At 47.2% G+C, this 18,587-nt stretch carries 19 protein-coding genes; 2 read left to right on the top strand and 17 right to left on the bottom strand.

From position 1 onward, the window contains the following. Positions 1-156 precede the first annotated feature (156 nt). The 13 genes from MNQ98_RS04115 to MNQ98_RS04060 form a co-directional block, all read right to left on the bottom strand. Positions 157-1,128, bottom strand: coding sequence for a multicopper oxidase domain-containing protein (locus tag MNQ98_RS04115; RefSeq protein ID WP_241932041.1), 972 nt, complete (start codon positions 1,126-1,128; stop codon positions 157-159). A 25-nt stretch (positions 1,129-1,153) separates the two neighbouring features. Then, a complete protein-coding gene (locus MNQ98_RS04110; RefSeq protein WP_241932040.1) occupies positions 1,154-1,471 on the bottom strand; it encodes a metal-sulfur cluster assembly factor in 318 nt (105 codons plus the stop codon). A 51-nt stretch (positions 1,472-1,522) separates the two neighbouring features. Beyond that, positions 1,523-2,752 carry a hypothetical protein gene (locus tag MNQ98_RS04105; RefSeq protein WP_241932039.1) on the bottom strand — a complete coding sequence of 410 codons (1,230 nt, stop codon included), beginning with the start codon at positions 2,750-2,752 and terminating at the stop codon, positions 1,523-1,525. Positions 2,753-2,765: 13 nt separating this feature from the next. Next, a complete protein-coding gene (locus tag MNQ98_RS04100; protein ID WP_241932038.1) occupies positions 2,766-3,302 on the bottom strand; it encodes a DUF2249 domain-containing protein in 537 nt (178 codons plus the stop codon). A gap of 212 nt (positions 3,303-3,514) precedes the next feature. Beyond that, positions 3,515-4,747, bottom strand: coding sequence for an MFS transporter (locus MNQ98_RS04095; RefSeq protein WP_241932037.1), 1,233 nt, complete (start codon positions 4,745-4,747; stop codon positions 3,515-3,517). Positions 4,748-4,920: 173 nt separating this feature from the next. Then, the gene (locus MNQ98_RS29605; protein ID WP_277883726.1) at positions 4,921-5,049 is read right to left on the bottom strand and encodes a hypothetical protein; all 129 of its coding nucleotides are present in this window, start codon (positions 5,047-5,049) and stop codon (positions 4,921-4,923) included. Between the two features lie 177 nt (positions 5,050-5,226). Next, the gene (gene mutY, locus MNQ98_RS04090) at positions 5,227-6,423 is read right to left on the bottom strand and encodes an A/G-specific adenine glycosylase (protein ID WP_241932036.1); all 1,197 of its coding nucleotides are present in this window, start codon (positions 6,421-6,423) and stop codon (positions 5,227-5,229) included. A gap of 35 nt (positions 6,424-6,458) precedes the next feature. Further along, entirely contained in the window at positions 6,459-6,851 is a 393-nt protein-coding gene (gene acpS, locus MNQ98_RS04085; protein WP_241932035.1) for a holo-ACP synthase, read from the bottom strand. Positions 6,852-7,036: 185 nt separating this feature from the next. Then, the gene (locus MNQ98_RS04080; protein WP_241932034.1) at positions 7,037-7,447 is read right to left on the bottom strand and encodes a hypothetical protein; all 411 of its coding nucleotides are present in this window, start codon (positions 7,445-7,447) and stop codon (positions 7,037-7,039) included. 41 nt (positions 7,448-7,488) lie between these two features. Beyond that, positions 7,489-7,680, bottom strand: a complete 192-nt coding sequence (locus MNQ98_RS04075) for a helix-turn-helix transcriptional regulator (protein ID WP_208915845.1) — start codon at positions 7,678-7,680, stop codon at positions 7,489-7,491. A 140-nt stretch (positions 7,681-7,820) separates the two neighbouring features. Then, positions 7,821-8,630 carry an ammonia-dependent NAD(+) synthetase gene (gene nadE / locus MNQ98_RS04070; protein ID WP_241932033.1) on the bottom strand — a complete coding sequence of 270 codons (810 nt, stop codon included), beginning with the start codon at positions 8,628-8,630 and terminating at the stop codon, positions 7,821-7,823. Positions 8,631-8,730: 100 nt separating this feature from the next. After that, positions 8,731-9,165 carry a BrxA/BrxB family bacilliredoxin gene (locus MNQ98_RS04065; protein WP_208915847.1) on the bottom strand — a complete coding sequence of 145 codons (435 nt, stop codon included), beginning with the start codon at positions 9,163-9,165 and terminating at the stop codon, positions 8,731-8,733. Between the two features lie 308 nt (positions 9,166-9,473). Beyond that, positions 9,474-11,162, bottom strand: coding sequence for a two-component system sensor histidine kinase NtrB (locus MNQ98_RS04060; protein WP_241932032.1), 1,689 nt, complete (start codon positions 11,160-11,162; stop codon positions 9,474-9,476). A 205-nt stretch (positions 11,163-11,367) separates the two neighbouring features. Between MNQ98_RS04060 and MNQ98_RS04055 the strand changes: the two genes are divergently transcribed. Further along, on the top strand, positions 11,368-12,645 hold the full coding sequence (locus tag MNQ98_RS04055; RefSeq protein WP_241932031.1) for a BaiN/RdsA family NAD(P)/FAD-dependent oxidoreductase: 1,278 nt from the start codon (positions 11,368-11,370) through the stop codon (positions 12,643-12,645). A gap of 98 nt (positions 12,646-12,743) precedes the next feature. On the opposite strand, the gene MNQ98_RS04050 is transcribed toward MNQ98_RS04055, so the two are convergent. From MNQ98_RS04050 to MNQ98_RS04040, 3 genes are all read right to left on the bottom strand, one after another. Further along, positions 12,744-14,015 (bottom strand): ABC transporter permease, encoded by a 1,272-nt coding sequence (locus tag MNQ98_RS04050; RefSeq protein WP_241932030.1) that lies wholly within the window; start codon positions 14,013-14,015, stop codon positions 12,744-12,746. Positions 14,016-14,031: 16 nt separating this feature from the next. Continuing rightward, positions 14,032-14,757 (bottom strand): ABC transporter ATP-binding protein, encoded by a 726-nt coding sequence (locus MNQ98_RS04045; RefSeq protein WP_241932029.1) that lies wholly within the window; start codon positions 14,755-14,757, stop codon positions 14,032-14,034. Between the two features lie 96 nt (positions 14,758-14,853). Further along, positions 14,854-16,182, bottom strand: coding sequence for an MFS transporter (locus tag MNQ98_RS04040; protein WP_241932028.1), 1,329 nt, complete (start codon positions 16,180-16,182; stop codon positions 14,854-14,856). Positions 16,183-16,423: 241 nt separating this feature from the next. Here MNQ98_RS04040 and MNQ98_RS04035 point away from each other — a divergent pair, with 241 nt between their 5' ends. Further along, on the top strand, positions 16,424-16,891 hold the full coding sequence (locus MNQ98_RS04035; RefSeq protein WP_208920745.1) for a MarR family winged helix-turn-helix transcriptional regulator: 468 nt from the start codon (positions 16,424-16,426) through the stop codon (positions 16,889-16,891). 173 nt (positions 16,892-17,064) lie between these two features. On the opposite strand, the gene MNQ98_RS04030 is transcribed toward MNQ98_RS04035, so the two are convergent. Next, positions 17,065-18,585, bottom strand: a complete 1,521-nt coding sequence (locus tag MNQ98_RS04030; RefSeq protein ID WP_241932027.1) for an MDR family MFS transporter — start codon at positions 18,583-18,585, stop codon at positions 17,065-17,067. Positions 18,586-18,587: the final 2 nt, after the last annotated feature.

Raw genomic sequence — 18,587 nt, 5'->3', positions numbered from 1 at the left:
ATTACATAAAAAAAAAGGTGTTTACTTGTTGTTTTTATGAAACAAATACAACTTTGTTTCATTTCTAGTGAAACAAAATCACCTCCTGTGCAAAATGACAGTGAGGTGATTTCATCGTTTCAAATTGAACTGGGCGAATATCTGCATTAACTTGGTTTATTCCGTCTTTCTTGAATCCTTCCCGTCTTTGGTTACCCGAAGGATGGCAACGGCTCCTTTCTGTGCGTCTTTAAACTGATGGGTAACTATGGGATAGTCTCCCTCCTCCATAACCGTAAACTCGACCACCGCTCCGCCGCTGGCCGGCAGTATAACAGTTTGTATTCCTTCCAAAACGTTTCGTGGATTACCGTCTACGTAGACCCTGTCCATCACGGTTCCGATGATATGAAAAGAGCTTACCTGGTTCGGTCCGGCATTGTTCACATACAGCCTAACCTTATCCCCGGTTTTTGCAAGAAGCGGACGCTCCTTAAGCCCATAGTCATTACCGTTAAAAACAACATAGGCAGGATCCTCATGCAGGGAGCTGTTATAGACGTCGCCTGTATAAAACTCGCTCTGCACGATCGTATACTCACGATCGATTTCCGCATCCGTCGGATAACCGTCCTTGGGTTCGACAATGATCATCCCATACATTCCGTTAGCGATATGAAGCAGAACCGGCTTCGTCCCACAGTGGTACATAAATACGCCGGGGTTTTCGGCCTTATATTCAAACGTGCCTTCTTCACCGGGATGGATATCGATGAACTTTTTCGACGGGGATGCATGTACTGCGTGAAAATCCATGGAATGCGGCGTATCCGGATCGAGATTCCGAAGTGTGAAGTGAATCGTATCCCCCTCTTTTACTCGCAGTACCGGACCAGGAACTGTTCCGTTAAATGTCCAGGCGTTATAGGTAACCCCTTTGGATATTTCAATATTGGTCACATGAGCCGTCATCTCAATAAAGACATCGTTCCCTTCCCGGTAGATCTCCGGATCGACGGGAGTCTGATTCAATGCTGTATCGGCCGGCTGCACGGTTTTATCCAATTCAGCCTCTTTCCAAGCCAATATAACAGCAGAGCACATCGAAAGAAGGATGATAATGGCAGCTGCCCGTTTGAAAGTTAACATGCCCGCTCCTCCTTTCTATAAAGGTTTAAAACCCTAGTTCCTCTTTCGCATCATTCGACATCATTTCGGGAGTCCACTGCGGCTCCCAGACGACCTGGACATGAACGTCAGCGACATCCGGCAGTTCACTTAACGCACTTTCAACACCTGACACCATCATGTCATGCATGGGGCAACCCGGAGTGGTCAGAGTCATGACCACACAAACCTCTTCTTGAGCGCAGCGAACCTCGTAAACCAGGCCCAGGTCAATGATATTGATCCCCAGTTCAGGGTCGTAGACCTCACGCAAACGGTCCAAAATACGCTCCATACGCCCGGAATCACTATATATTGTCAGCATATATAAACCACACCTCTTCATTTAGTTAATAATTTCATCGATCCTCATGACTTATCTTGTGAAAACATATCCGATCCGGATCATGTACATTACTGCCGCAACCGAGAGCAACATTCCCGAAATCATAATCATGACCGGGTTGTTCGTGCTTAAACCCGCCAGTAATCCGGCCATGCACAGCACGACTGCCGACAAACCGATATGGACGGGTCTTTCCGGCAGCAGCTGGGCCATGGTCGGCACCTTTGTTTTTCCCGCCTTAGGTCCATACTTGTAGGTCCACCAGAGAAAAGGAACGATTTTCGAAAGATATCCCATAATGGTGACCGCTACCCAGCCATATAAATAGGACCAGAGCATAAACACAATGAACGAGGTTTGATGAGCCAGCTCAGCGTTATACAGGACGGCCGCCGTCCCCATAATGACAAGTACCAGCAGCACTCTGGCCGACCATACCGTCCATTCAATGCCTGCACCGGCTGATTTTTTATGCTTGTGTTTCATGATTTGCCCAATGTGGACATTGTACAGGGACAAAGCGACGATCAGGACAATGAAAGCAACCGCATTAAACATGGCTTTGCCGCTTAAGAATCCGTAACAGCCCAGCCAAACAGCGGCATTCCAGAAGCCCAGCACCCATTTTTGCAAAGATACCGGATACTGGTGTGCCAAATAAAACATAGGAAGCAATTTATAGCTGAAGCCCGTAACCAATAAGCCGAACCAGCCTATGGTGCCAAGCCAAATATGAGCCCCAAGCAGCTTCATGTGGTAGATGCCCAGGAAATTGAATTTAAAATCCATCCCCATCAGCATTCCGGTTAAGGCGGCAAGGCATAAATAAATGATCGCGCATGCCGTGCTGATGGTTACCGGGTTCCATTGTTTCGCTTTTATAATCGTAGCGCCTACGTTCCAGGCGAACAGAAGAATGCCCGCAAAAGCCAAGGTTGCAAATGCCGCAATCCATTTGGTGTTAAAATGATCAAAACCGGCAAGAAGCCCCAATGTTCCAATTGTAAATAGACCGTAATGTATATAACCTAATCGCTTGCTGTGCAGTTTGGTCTGCAGGACCACATTGATCAGCTGGTATACTGCGCCCATAGCAATCATGGTCGCCCATCCCAAGACGAGCAGGTGGATATGAAACCACCCGTCCGGGGATCTGGGTTCGCTCTGGATCCATCCCGAAAAATCGGCGAAAGTAAGAAAATGAAAAAGCACGAAACTGATCATGCCCGTGACTATAAATGTAAACGGCAATCGAAACATATCCTTCACCCCATCACGTTTTGTGAATGGTCACCACGGCAGTCCCGTCCTGTTGCTCCTCAATCTCATAAGCATATCCGAGTGACTGCAGCTCTTCTATAAGAAACATGGGTACTCGATCATTGTGAATCGTAACCTTATCTCCCGACTTCGCTTTCTCCAGCTGCTTGAGCGTTCGTATCATCGGTGTCGGCTGCTCAAGACCGCGGTTATCCAAAAAGTAAACCTCTCCCTGTCCGTTTCCGGTCGGATCGGAATGCTCCATTTGCGGAGCCGCTTCCTTTTCTTGAATTCCACCTGCTTCCTTCAGATTTGAACTCTTATGGACAAAGGTTGCAATCCAATGATCCTTTTCTGCTTTTTGGACCGTGTGCTGGTATCCTTTTCTCTTCATCAACATCAGAAGCGGTGTCGGTTTAAAAGTAACATGCAACACGAATGTATCGTTTTTATTCAAGGATTTTACGGTATCCATAATGATTTGCAACGGTTCAATTTTGTTTTTTAAATGCGGGCGCACGTCCAATTCAATCGTTCTCGGATTATCCATACTGTTCCCTCCATGAGAATGCTTATCATTTACTAACCTCATTGTAGATTTGAATGAATTCAAGCCTTGTGATTTGAGTCACATAGATATGGTTTAAAATTTAATTTTATTTTTTATGTTTTTTCGGCTAAAAAAACACTCCGGTCATTTACGCAGTTAAGCGTAATGACCGAAGTGTCGGCGGCTCTGATCATCTTCGAATTGCTAAGAATTTACGTAGCGTTCGCGCTTGATGTTTGGGTCTCGTAATGAGAGCTTTTTGACGGAATATAGATCACGAAGCACAGGAAAGCGGAAATGACAGTCGCAAGGAGCGCTCCGATCAGGCACACGACCTGAACCGACAGCAGCTCTGCCGCAAAGCCCAATAGGAGAGTTAGCAGGATTTGGGCAATCCCTTCCAGAAGACTCGCCGTACTGCTAAATCTGCCCATCATCTCTACCGGAACGCTATTTTGAAAAAACGTGGAGTAGCCGGTATTCGCGAAAGATGAGAAAAAACCGAATACGATAAATCCTATTGCCGCCATGACAAAGCCGGAAGCAGAATAAAACATCGCATATCCTACGCTAGAGAACAAAATCCCCAGACTGATCATCATCCTCAGCGACATCCGCCGGGAGGTCAGTGCGGCAGCCGTGGAGCCGGCTAAATATCCGGCGCCGGCCACGCTGATCAGCAATCCGTAATTCCGGTCATCCAGATGTATCACCTGCTTGATAAAGGTAGCCTCCTGGGAATCCAGCGCAAAACTGAACATCATAACCGACTGGAACAATAAATAAATGAGAATGAAATATTTAGCTGATTTCCCATAGCTAATAACCCGTGCCCAATCCCCAATAATCGTTCGCAGGCTAATCCGATCACTTATTTTCACAGCATCATCCCCCTGGTCCACGTCCGGCAGAAAGTAGATCACCAACGCACAAACGAAAAATGAAACCGCATTGATGATAATACTTACACGAATATCCATATACATAATAAGCAGACCAGAAATTGCCGGTCCGAGAAGCGCGGCTCCCGAAGTTGTGAAGCTGAACCAGGAATTAAACTGTTTGCGGTTCTCCGGTGGCACCAGTTTGGTAACGTACGTCATGGAGGTCGGACCGAAAAACGCACCGGTGATGCTGATTAAAAACATAATACTGTAAATAGCCCATATCGAATCCAGCCAAGGGATAACAAAAATGAGCAGACCCCTTATACAATCAGCTGCTATCATTAATTTTCGCTTGTTAACCCGGTCTATGATGCTGCCAGACCAGGAGTTTGTGAGCAGTACAGCCAGCGGCCTGATAATGAACATGCCAGCCACTGCGGCCGGTGAGCCGGTTATTCTTAATACCAACAGGTTTATAGCCACCAAGTAAATCCAATTTCCCAGGTTGGACACACCAATTCCGAATATGTACAGCAGCGGGTTTTTCCATCCATGCATAGGTACCACTTCTCCCCATGTTGAACTATAACAATGCTATGTATATGTTAAAGATGACAGTATAACGAATTTAGTCTTTCAACAGGATTTGGGGTCGATCATCGTAATGTAACAACATCACCGCTGCGCTGGGAGCTGGACGCGGTGCGAATGTTGTATAAAATGCAACTTTATTACGTCATACCGCGGCGAAGGCCGAATTGTTGTATGGAATACAGCAATCCGGATTGGAAATCATTGATTTTCCTCTTACCAGGAGGAATTGTTGTATAATCTACACCAATATCAGTAGGTTCAGGCATTTTGCTTCTCCAATGTTGTATAAAATACAACATGACAGAGGGGGCGTCCCAATTCAATGGACCTTTTGGGACACCCCCACTTAGCCCATCATGCTTGATCATAACAGCAGCTCATTCAAATATTAGATATATCAATTGCGGATCTCTTGCTACCTGCCATGTCCTCTCTTAACCAAGTTATTTCTGCATAGATGAAAAATATTGATTTAATATTCGAAGGAACACATTCGGAAAAGCGTAAAATTCCATGTCGTCCGGAGAAATCCAGCGAAATGGAACGTCTCTGCCGGACTCTCCCTCAGCCGCTCCTACCAGGGTTAAGTCCACCTCATAGGAAGCTGCACTTTCAGCAGCATACAAATGGTTGTTCCCTATATCGCGCCACTGACAGCGGAATACCCGCATATTCCAATGAATATGGCTGAACGTATGCTCAGCGTTCATAAAATGAGCAATCGGTGTAATCGGGATACCTTCGCCCTTCAGCTCTCCGGCAAGCCTGTCCATAGCAGCTTCGTCCGGCAGGGAAGCGAGTGCTGCCCCTCCTTCCGGCGAAACGGACACATGAGGCAGCTCCCACATCCCAGCCAGCAGACCGGTTGCCGGGCGCTTGCGAATGAATACCTTCCCTGCATGCTCATCCTTGCCTTCAACAATCGCTGTCACCCGATACTCAGGGCGGGGAGGTTTGGCTTTGGTCTTAATCGGAAGTGACTCCTCTTTCCCTTCTATACGACCAGCACAGTGCTCCATCACCGGGCAGGTGAGACATTTCGGAGATTTCGGTGTGCATACGAGCGCTCCGAGCTCCATCAGTCCTTGATTGAAATCAGATGCCCTGCCTTCCGGGATCAAACGGACGACGAGATCCTCCATATGTGAACGGGTGCTTCCCTTCATAATATCTTCTTCAATCAAAAAATAGCGGGACAGCACTCTCATCACATTACCGTCCACGGCAGGTGCCGGAATGTTAAAGGCAATGCTCCGGATCGCTCCGGCTGTATACGGGCCTACTCCCTTCAACCCGAACACTTCCTCCTTGCCACTCGGCATGATTCCACCATACTGCTCTTTCACCTGCCGGGCAGCATGCTGCAAATTGCGGGCCCTCGAATAGTATCCTAATCCTTCCCAGCATTTAAGGACTTCGTCCTCCGGCGCATCAGCTAACGACTCTACCGTTGGGAACCTTTCAATAAACCGGTTGAAATAAGGAATGACCGTATCCACACGGGTCTGCTGCAGCATAATTTCCGAGATCCAAATGTAGTATGGATTACGGTGCCGCCTCCAGGGCAAATCCCTTTTGTTGCGCCCATACCAGTCCAGCAGCTCTCGACTGAAAAATCGTTGTTGCTCTATGTTATTCATCTGTTGTTATCTCCTTTTGTGCAACCTTACTTATCCTAGAGCTTCTCGACGACCGAAAAAGCAGACGCCAGCTCAGTCTGATGCGAGATGGTCAAATGCAGCGCATAATGACCCGGTTCGCTAATTCCCAATCGGGACCAAGCTGAAGCTGATAACGTGACAACCGGCTTTCCCTGCTTGTCCGGCAGTATCTCTATATCCCAAAAACCGATCATACTCCCAATTCCACAGCCAAAAGCCTTGCTTACGGCCTCCTTTGCTGCAAAACGTCCGGCAACAAATTCCGTACGGCTTCCACCCTTGTTCTCAGCTAAAGTACGTTCTGCTCTTGTCAAGACACGTTCCATAAACTTTTGACCGTGGGGGCCTTCCATCAGCAGAGCAACACGCCTTATTTCTAGCACATCATGTCCGATTCCATAAATCACCGTTATCGCTCCTTCCCTTTAAAATCCGGTCTTAATTAATACATACTTTCCTATTGTAACAGTCACCTGTTATCTACGCGAGAGCCTCAACTATATTTGTCAATATAATACAATAAGCAAACTGCATTTCAATCAAAAGGGAAGACTACTTGGACGGCAGTCTTCCCCTTATACATCAAACAGGTTTATCGGAACTTTCGCGAAACGACATACTCTGTTGCCGGCAGAACAATAATACCCAGTAACAGCACAGCAATGACTCCGATATTATCATGAGCGTATGCTATCTTTTCAATAACAAGTACGATCAGAGCCAAGGCAAGCAAAATAAAGTATGAAGCCTTGAAGCTCTGCGAAGAGATATGCCGCCCAAGTTCTTCTTCCGGTGAAATGTGCTCAGGATCTCCCTTCGACCCCCAGGTCATGGCACCCAAAAAAGCGGAAAGTACAATGGCGATGCTGCCCCACTCGTTAAACCCGACTTCTTGACCGCTCAGCCATTTCCAGAGTGTAAAGCCGATAACAATCAGAGACGTCACACCAAAAACAAGTACGACCCATCCTTTGGTAGAGAATTTTTTCATACTTTTCCCCATATACATCCCCCTGTCTTCAGAACATATCCGCTGCCTGACCTTTAATCAGGCCGAAACAGATCGTCAACGGTAATACCAAGCGTTTTGGACAACTGAAAGGCAAGCTGCAGGCTTGGGTCATACTTGTTATTTTCAATGGCATTAATCGTCTGACGTGATACTCCGCAAGCCTTTGCCAGTTCTTCCTGCGACATTCGGATTTGTTTACGCAATTCGTGAATTCGGTTTTCCATGGCAGACTCCAATGTCAAAAAGTTTTTACATTCCGATCATAGCATATTAACTTCCAAAATGTCAAAGATATTTTACATTTTTATAAGCAAAAATAAAACCCCGGAAGAATATCTCCCGGGGCCTTTGTCGGGAATCGGTATTAGATTCCCGGAATGGCGTTTCGTTTATGAGCCGTTCTACGGAAAAAGCTCTCCAATTTCTCGCGGGCTTCAGGAGCGATTTCCTTTCCTTCAAGGTAATCACTATTATCCTCATAGCTAATACCCAGTTCTTTCTCGTCGGTCTGTCCTTCCCACAGGCCTGCTGTAGGTGCTTTATCCAGCACCGACTGCGGTACACCCAAATAAGAGCCGAGCTGCTTCACTTGGCGCTTGTTCAGCGTGCTGAGCGGCGTAATATCAACAGCGCCGTCTCCCCACTTGGTATAGAATCCTGTAATTGCTTCCGAGGCATGATCGGTACCGACAACGAGCAAATTTTGCTCAAACGACAACGCATATTGTACAACCATCCGGATTCTAGCCTTCACATTCCCCTTGCCGGGAATGCTAATATGCTGGTGAACCCCTATATTTTTCAAACCGTGCTCCACCTCAAGCGCAACCTCGTTCACCGCATCCTCGATATTTGTTTCCACCGTATATTTAAGGTCAAACGCTTTAGCCGTTTCATAGCTGTGCTCAATATCTGCTTGTGTCCCGTATGGTTGAAACACGCCAAGGGTTTTGTACTCCTTGCCCAGTTCTTCTGTAAGCTCATCCGTGGCCCGCTTACACAGCCCGGTTGCGACAGCGCTGTCCAACCCACCGCTGATGGCAATCAGTAATCCGGATGCTCCGGAATCTTTTACGTATGATTTCAAAAATTCGACCCGTTTCCTTACTTCCTGCTCCACATTAATGGAAGATTTCACACCTAATTCGGCAATGATTTGTTCTTGTAAGCTCATGTCCAGAACTCCTTTCATAATGAACAACAGCGGATGAACCAGAAAAGCCCCGAGGCTTCGAATATTGCCGAATGCTCCGGGGCCTAATGATCACTGACGATTAACGGCAGTAACGATCAAACGCATCCGTGAGATCCGCTGCAATTTCTTCAGCAGAACGATTCTCTACCTGATGACGCTCGATAAAATGTACCAGTTCTCCATCCTTTAATAAAGCAATTGAAGGTGAAGAAGGCGGATATGGAGCGAAATACTCACGTGCTTTCGCTGTTGCTTCCTTATCTTGGCCGGCAAAAACCGTACACAGATGATCCGGCTTCACTTCGTGCTGGAGCGCGTGGGCTACACCCGGACGCGCTTGACCTGCAGCACATCCGCAGACCGAGTTAACAACAACAAGGGTCGTACCCTTCGCCGTTGGCAATACTTCCTCTACCTCTTCCGGTGTTTTCAATTCCCGGATACCTAGTTCCGTCAGTTCATCCCGCATCGGTTGAACCATATCACGCATATACCGGTCAAAAGACATACCCATGCTACTTTCACTCCTTATATAAACAAGTTGTCAAATATAATAACAGCTTTCCGCTATTCTATATTATACAATCCCGATGGATGAAAGCAAGATAAGCAGAAAACAGGGCGGTACTCATGAAAGGATTCCGCCCTATCCTACTTATTTGATCGCTTGACGTCTTAAGTTGAAGGATGATTAATGCCATCCAGCTTCTTGTCTGTAATCGTTTCACCCTTGCGGTGCTTATTCTCTTGCTTCTGTTGTTCCTGCTGTTTGGAATCATTCTTGTTCATGCCATGACCTCCTTTACCGATATTCTCGCCTTATTATGGCTTTAGTAAAGGTTCTTTATCCGTTTCGGCTATCGGAAAGGAGACCGTAAATATAGTACCTACTCCCTCCTCTGATTGTACGGAGATGGTACTATGATGACGCTGCACAATGCTCATGCATAGAGCGAGACCCAGACCCGTTCCCTTGCTTTTCGTCGTAAAGAAAGGCTCAAATAAACGATCCAGCTTATCCTTGGGAATGCCGGGCCCCGTATCTTTCACACGCATCTCCACTGTCTCCCCGACCAAGTGTGTCTCGATAGTCAGCACTCCCTTATCATCCATAGCTTCCATGCCATTACGGCATAGATTCAAGATCAGCTGTTTCATCTCTTTAGAGTTAAGATGAAGGCTCGGAATATAGCTGCCTAGCCTCAGATCAATGCTCTGTCCCCGAAGGTTGGCATCCGCCCACAACAGAGGACTCAGTTCATGGATGATATCATGGAGATGACATTCTTCCTTTTCAGCAATCCGGTTCTGAGCCAAAGATAAGAAATCACTAATAATTCCATTGGCACGGTCCAGCTCCTCCATCACGATCCGGTAATAATGATCTAACGTATCCGGACTCTTCTCTTTCATCAATTGAAGAAAGCCTCTTACCACGGCCATAGGATTTCGAATTTCGTGTGTAATGCTGGCAGCCATTTGTCCGACCAAGCTAAGCCGTTCAATATTTATGAACTCACTCTTAAGCCTCTCCAGTTCAGTAATATCATGTATGATCGCTACTGCACCTTCGATTTGCTGTGTTCCTTCATTAAAAAGCGGAAAGACTCCTATTGAGTATATATTCATACCATTGCGTACAATCTCTTCACTAGAACGAAATCCTTGAAGAGCTTGAACGATTCTGCGTTTCAAATAATCTTGCTGCGTGGTGCCTTCAAACATCCCATAAAAAGCCCGACCGATAATATTATCACCATTGGCATGAGGATAAGTCTGCTTGTAACTAATAACCAGCTGCTCGTTCAACATGGCGACATTCCCTTTCCTGTCCACAACAGCCACTCCCAAAGGCACCATGTCTATTATTTGCTGCAGCAAAGGGTCAAACTCTTCCGGGAGATTTATGAATAGTCGGTTATACATTAATTCAATAAAATAAATAAGAAGTGCTCCATTAAAAATACTGAGAAGAACATACAAGAGAGTCATTAGGATTGTTTCTGAATTGTGTGAGGTGTTACTGATCCCATCTTCTAAAACGGGGGAAGCTACGATGACAATCAGGGCAGGGATGAGTCCTGTCCATAAACATCCTATTTTCTCCATTACGTTACTTCGTTTAAATCGGGAAGAAAATAAGAACAAAAGAGGATACACAGGAAGGCCTGTATGCAGAACCATTCCAGAAATGGAAAATCCGTAAATAAGCTCATGACAACCAATATTAAGAAGTGATAATAGTAAGCCGGCCGTTCTGCTGCCATATAGAATACCTACAAACAGCGGCAGAATACTCAGGTTGATCGGAATCATACCTTTATAAGTTGCGGACAGACCGAAACAAAACAAAATGCTGATAGCACAGGTTATCACAACAAGATTTCGGTATTGCAGTCTATCATCCTTACCATGCGGCTTGAGATGTTTACTAAAAAGCAGTGGAATCTGAAAGGTAAACAAGCCGGACAGCATGATCTGCAGCAAAATGTCCTTCAATGCATTCAACACAACGCGTCATCACCCCAATTGATCAGTGCCTCTGATATTGTTGATTAAATCACAGGCGACATCAGATTACAATACTTGTAAATTTATGCGGAAATAAAAGGATCCTCATGCTTCAGTCCCAGACGCAAGGGTTGGGATATGCTCGAAATATGTTTATAATAGGTTATGTATTAGTGAATCACCCCCAAAGGAGCTATGAACAAACATGTCACATTACGATGTTATTGTTGTAGGGGGAGGCCCCTCTGGACTTATGGCTTGTGTAGCCGCTGCCGAACGGGGTGCATCCGTCCTACTGATTGATAAAGGAGACAAGCTCGGACGCAAGTTAGGCATTTCCGGAGGCGGACGCTGCAATGTCACCAATGCTAAGGAAACCGATGAGCTGATTGCCCATATTCCGGGAAACGGCCGATTTTTATATAGTGCGTTTCAGCACTGGAACAACCGTGATATTATGTCCTTTTTTGAAGGACTTGGGATTCCATTGAAGGAAGAAGACAACGGCCGAATGTTCCCCGTCTCGGACAAGGCATCAAGCGTGGTCAACGCTCTGGTCGGCAAGGTAAAGGAGCTCGGCACTGAAATCAAGACAAATAGCCCTGTCGAGCGGGTCTTATATGGGAACGGGCAGACTGCCGGAGTAGAATTAAAATCGGGGAAAGTTTATAAATCACCCTGCATTATCATTGCTACAGGAGGACAATCCGTCCCTCAGACTGGCTCCACCGGCGACGGTTATCCCTGGGCCGCTACAGCGGGACATACGATAACAGAGCTGTACCCGACAGAAGTGCCGATTGTATCCACCGAGACATGGATCGCTTCAAAAGAGCTTCAAGGACTGTCACTGCGGGATGTGGAGCTATCCGTCTGGAACCCTAAAGGCAAACGAGTCATTGCTCACAGGGGAGATATGCTGTTTACACACTTCGGTGTTTCAGGACCCATCGCACTGCGGTGCAGCCAGTTTATCCGGCAAGTCCAGCGTAAATTTGATACCGTCAATGTCGATCTGGCCATCGACCTTTTTCCGGACCTTGCTCTCAGTGAAGTAGAGTCGGCTTTTAAAGAACGACTGGAACAAGAACCTAAGAAAGCTGTTAAAAATGCCATAAAAGGATGGATCCCGGAACGTATGATTCCTCTTCTGCTCTCCAAAGCCACAATTGACGGAGATACGGTCTGCAGCGGCTTGTCCAAAACGTCTGTCTCTTCGTTCGCTGCCGTCCTGAAGAAATTTCTCTTCCGTGCCTGTGGCACCCGTTCGTTGAAAGAAGCGTTCGTAACCGGAGGTGGTGTGAGCCTTAAAGAGATTCAGCCTAAAACGATGGAATCAAAACTTATGCCAGGCCTCTTCTTTTGTGGTGAAGTGATGGATATACATGGTTACACGGGTGGATACAATATTACTGCCGCTTTCTCGACCGGTTATACGGCAGGCAAACATGCCGCAGAGACGGCAGCCATGCATCGCAACTGACTCTTATCTCTAAAACAAAGACGCGCCTTACGTCCGCACAAGCGGAAGAAGGCGCGTCTTGTTCATTTAACCGAAATCAATCCGTACAATTTTCTTGTTTAATGTTTCCGCTTCAGTGATGGCAGAGAAAATAGTATAGGAACAGAAAAAGAAGATATCAGAGTCAGTGGAACCGCCGACAGTAGACCAATCCAGCTCGGCCATATCGAGAAACTGAAAGCTAGCGAGATGATCAATGCCGGAATGAGCATTAATGTACGGACTGCCAGAGTACCAGCAGACATCTGCTGTGTGCCGCTGAATGGAAGAACCAATGAGAACTCTGCTTCCGCAAAAGCGGTCCATTTGATACGTAGCAGATAAGATACAAGAAGCATCAGAGCTCCATACATAATCAGTTTGATAACAATGGGCGGAAAAAGAACAGCCGGAATGGCAACAACAGAGAATTGGACATAGAGCAGCAGGTTTTCCGGATTCCTGAGAAAGGCTTTGACACCTGCTCCAGCAAACCGCTTTTCCGGAGCATTAGACCGGTAAATCCGGCGGGATCTACGGAATAGCCATGCCTTACTGCGTATCCGGGGCGGCTTGCCCACCGCTTGGACGAGAACTTTGTCCGTAAGCCACAACCGGATGCGGGCGTCTTCCCTCGTATCAGCAGTAAAGCTTCCCTGCATGGAAAGACGAAGCCGCATAAGGAACACAGCCACTGCCATCAAGAGCAGTCCTGTTACAGCAGCGGATGCCGGCATACCCGGCAGAAGCGTAAATATAGTCAGGTAGAAGGCATAGGATAACCATCTCATGAAATTGGAGAATAACCATTTTTTGAAGCCTAGAAAACGTACCCGGATTCGCTGAACCATTAAATTGCTACACCAAGCGGTTCCGGCGGCTAACAGTCCCCATGCAATCAAAGTCCAGGCATCGAGCTGAAATCCCCGGTACAGAAATGGCAGCGCAATAAGCAGGAACAGCAAACCTTTTAAGGTGGTTGCCGTTATGCTGTAAACCATTCCCCTTAGCATAAGCCCTTTCATCCAGCGGGGTTGCTGTCTTAGAAACAGCATGTCACCTTCCTCAACAAACAGTAGAACATTGCCCGAGAACATAAACAGTAGAGCAGCCGCAGCAGCCTGCTGAGGTATCCATTCCACCCATGCCGGAAGTGGTGAGGTCCAAAGCTCCATATAAAGTCCACCGCCGAGGAGCAGACCTGGAATAATTATGTACAGCATGACAGTCCAATCTGCCACCGATTTCATAACCGAAATCTGATGTTTCCAGTGGCTAAGCACTCTTCGTCTAAAAAGCTGCCCCGGATAAAGAATACGTGGTTTCCGTCGTATTTCCACTATCTCTTTCATTTTCATGCTCCTCCCCTCATGTCAGGGCATCGAAGCAGTCGAACAACGAACCCTCCGGCAATCCGGCGGAACTACGAATATCGTCCAAGCTTCCCTGGGAAGTAACACGACCTCCTGAGATAAGAACAAAGGAATCACAAATTTTCTCGGCAGTATCCAATACATGGGTGGACATCAGAATACCTGCTCCCCGCTGTCTCTCCTGGTTTAGTAGCTCCAGAAAGTCTTTAGTCGCCCGGGGATCAAGGCCGATAAAAGGCTCATCTACAATATAAATATCCGGCTGAGCCATAAACCCGATCATCAGCATCATTTTTTGCTTCATCCCTTTGGAAAATCCACCAGGCAGCCCGTCACGGACATGATCCATTCCGAACTGCTGTAATAGAGAATTGGCCTGCTTCTCGAAACGCTCCTCCTCCAGCCCAAAGGCTGCCGCCGCTAGGTCGAGATGTTCCCACAGCGTCAGATCTTCATAAAAGACCGGTTGTTCAGGCACATATGCGTATCTTGGAGGATCACCCGCAATCTTCACAGCAGCCTTAGCGTCTTTAAGCAGGCCCATGACCGTCTTGATGGTTGTACTTTTCCCTGCTCCATTCGGTCCGATCAAGCCAAGCAGCTCTCCTGCAGACACTTGAAAATGCACATCATGAATCCGCGGACGGCCCGGTTCATAACCAGCTTCCTCAATATCTATCTCCAGCACCGGCGGCCGGTGCTGTCTGTCGAATTCCATCATCTACTTCTCTCCTGCTCATATTTTGTTAATTTATGGTTTCATAACAAAGTATTTTCTAGTTATTACGCAGGAGAAGAATTCCGGTTACAACAAAAGTTAAAGTGATGACTCTGTAACCGCCTGAAGCGGGCTTCTTTCACTCGTGGTAGAATGGTCTCTCTGTTCGATCCGTCCTTTTAATATCAGCAGCGTCATGCCCAAAAGCGCAGTCCCCAAACCTGAAATGATGAACGTTGTGACCGGACCCCACATTGTAACCAGCATGCCTCCAAGCATCGGTCCCACAATGACAGCTGCACTCGTAAGACTCCCCACTGTGCCGAACACACGGCTTGTCATATGCTCAGGAGTCCGCTTCATCAGCAGCATTTGAAACGGGATAAATACGAATCCGCCCCCTGCTCCAGCCAGAAAGAACGCAGTAAAGAGAATCACGTACACCATCATTTCCGGCAAAGAAGATACGACGGCTACTGCCGCTAAAGCAAACACGATACCTGTTGCGGCCGCTCCGACACCCATTTTATTCAGCGTACTCCATGATATTTTACGGACGATGAGTGCCGCGAGCAGTGTACCGAATCCGCTAGCTGAAATGCAGTACCCCAGAAGATCATCGGAAACACCAGGAATGATTCGGAACAGTGTAACTGTCTGGGTGTCCGCCATCTGAAGCACCAGCATAACGGAACAAAGAGTAACAAGACCACTCAGAAGAAGCGGCATACTGTAAATGACGGATAGACCAGTGCTGAGTTCTTGCAGGAACGTCTTCTTCTCATGGGATGTGGTTTCAGATCCTGAAGTATTGGCTGACAGATCTGAAGATTCGCCCTTCTTCTTCCCTTGAACTCCGATCAAAAACAGTGCCGATATCACAAAGGTGATGGAAGTCACCACAAAACACTGCTGTATCCCAAAAGCCGCCATCACCAGTCCGCCCAGTGCCGGCCCTACTATCTTCATCATCTGCTCCATCGAAGAACTGATCGTTACGGCTTGCTCCAAGTGCTGAGGTGGCACGACTTCTTTCACTTTACCGCTCTTCGCCGGCGAGAACAGAACGTCCATCATGCCTTTAAGAACGAGAAGAACGTAAATCTGCCACAGATTTCCGGAGAACATGATACCTACCAAAATCAGCGCTCGGGTCAAATCGGAGACGATCATCAGCATTTTGCGGTCAAACCGGTCACCGATGACTCCCGCCACCGGACCGCCGATGAGCACAGGAATCGCCATACTTAATGTTATCGCCGTAATCTCCCACGGGGTCGCATTCCACTTGAATCCTACCATGGTCAGAAGAGCTATAATATATAACCACTCTCCCAGATTAGATATGAGCTGTGCTGCCATCAGCATCATATAATTTCGATTGCGGGTAAGCCCGCCTTTAACAGTCCCTTGTAGATTTGGATTCATTATTCTTCTCTCCCTGCCGTTTCTAACACCAATAATGTCATTATATGAATCGACATCTGACTTTGGATCGGTCTCGGGAAGGAGGTTGTTACCGACCGGAGGAATGAAATGGAATGAGGCCTTTCTATTTTTAAATACTAAAATAGAGTCTAATTGTGATAAATCACATGTTTCTATTCCCAAGATTAGAGTAATCTATATTCAAGAAATCTATGGCATGACCAAAAAGGCGGGAAGAAGCATGATTCTGTCACATGAACGCGATACACAGCTGTCATTGCACCTATATCGGGTTTTTGCCAAGTCATTTAAAAGTGTAAGTGAGCATGCCGTAGCCGGCAGCAAAATCGAAGGATTTAATCCAACAGCTTTTGCGGTTATGGAAGTGCTATATTACAAAGGGCCCCAACCCATTCAACAAATTGGTGCTAAACTGCTGTTGCAAAGCGGAAACGTCACTTATGTAATCGACAAACTAGAAAGCCGCGGGTACCTGCTTCGTAGGCCTTGTCCTAAGGACCGCAGAGTGATTTATGCCGAGCTGACTCCTGAAGGGGAAGCGCTGATGAACGAACAATACCCTCAGTATGCGGAACGGATTCATTTTGCACTCAGCGGGTTATCTGAAGAAGAGAAGGATCAAATGATCCACCTTCTGAAAAGACTTGGGAAACAGGCGGAAAAATTGTCACCATTACTGCGTAAGTGAAAAAATACACAAACCAAACCGGCGGGGAATCCTCGCCGGATTTGGCACTGCTTGTTCATAAAAGGTTACTGCTTTCAGGAGCAATTCGCTATCATTACATACAAAAGGCCGATCCTCTAAACTCCAAATCAGGAATTAGAGGATCGGCCTTTCTACATGAATAATATTCTGAATCAGAGAGCGGCTGAAGCTCTGATTTCTTCGGTGTTGTCCTCAGGCTCAGGAGGCCTATTATTGTAACGGGCAACAATGACAAAGCAGACGAGTGCAATGACTGCCATTAAAATAAAAAGCGAGTTCAGGCTGCTCTCCAGCACCTGCTTCACCAAGCCTCCGGATTCTGCCGGAAGGCTCATCTCGCCATGCGGCGAAAGCAGTTTGTTAATATCGTCGCTGCTGATTCCGGCTCCTGCCGGCTCCTCGGCAATCCTTCTTGCAATACCGCTGTTAAGCCAAGTACCGAACACGGCAACCCCTACAGTCTGCCCCAATGTCCGGATGAACGTGTTAAGCGCCGTGGAAGCTCCACGCAGCTCATAACCGACGGAGGACTGGGCGATGATCGAGAACAACGTAGAAATATAACCGAAGCCCAAACCGTATACAAAGGTATACAGCAGCAAGGCTACCAATGGAGTTCCCTCATGGGTAAAGGCAAGACCCGTAGCGCCTGCGGCAAGTCCGATCACGCCGATGAGAGCTGTTTTGCGTGACCCCGCCTTCATGATAAGCCTTCCGCTTGCCACAGATCCAATTAGCCAACCGATAGACATCGGAGCAAGCGTCAATCCCGACAACGTTGCGTTACCGCCCCTGACACCCTGAATCCAAAGTGGCAAATAGGTAGTCAGACCGATCAGCAGTGCACTGACCAGCAAATTCGCGAGAGTAGACACCGAGATATCTCGGATTCGGAACAGTTTCAAAGGCACCATCGGCTCTTTCGCCCGCGCTTCAACGAACAGAAAGGCCGTCAGCAGTACAACCGATGTAATAATAATGCTAAGCATCATTGGCGAAGACCATGGATACGTCTGTCCGCCAGCTGCTAGAGCGAAGAGCAGCAAAGTCATTCCGACCGTAAACAATCCGGCTCCCGCGTAGTCGATCGATACGCGCCGATGCTCCCTCTTTTCATCGAGATAACGATATATCAGCCAAATGGAAACGAGCCCAAACGGCACGTTAAATCCAAAAATCCAGCGCCAGGACAAGTAATCTACAAAATAGCCTCCAAGCAGCGGGCCTACCAATGAAGATATCCCCCATACCGAACTGAGAAGACCTTGAATCTTACCCCGCTCCTCCAGTTTATAAATGTCCCCTATAATCGTAAAGGTTACGGGAATGACCGCACCTGCGCCAATACCCTGAATTGCCCGAAACACAATTAGCTGGGTCATGCTTTGCGAAAATCCGCACAGTAGAGAACCGAGCAAGAACAGCATAGAGCCGTACAAAAATACAGGTTTCCGGCCGTACAAATCGCTGATTTTGCCGAATATCGGAGTTGTTACTGCCATCGTCAGCAGGTAGGAGGTGAAAATCCAACTCATCAGGCTGACGCTGCCGAAATTACCGATAATAGCAGGGCCTGCGGGTCCCACAACCGTGCCTTCAATCGCCGCAAGAAACGTCGACAGCAGTATGCCTGCAAGAATATAGCTGCGTTTAGTCTGGTTTAAAGTATTCACTA

It is taken from the genome of Paenibacillus sp. N3/727 (assembly GCF_022637315.1).
Taxonomy (GTDB): Bacteria; Bacillota; Bacilli; order Paenibacillales; family Paenibacillaceae; genus Paenibacillus_AQ; species Paenibacillus_AQ uliginis.
This window is presented reverse-complemented; position numbering and strand designations above follow the sequence as displayed.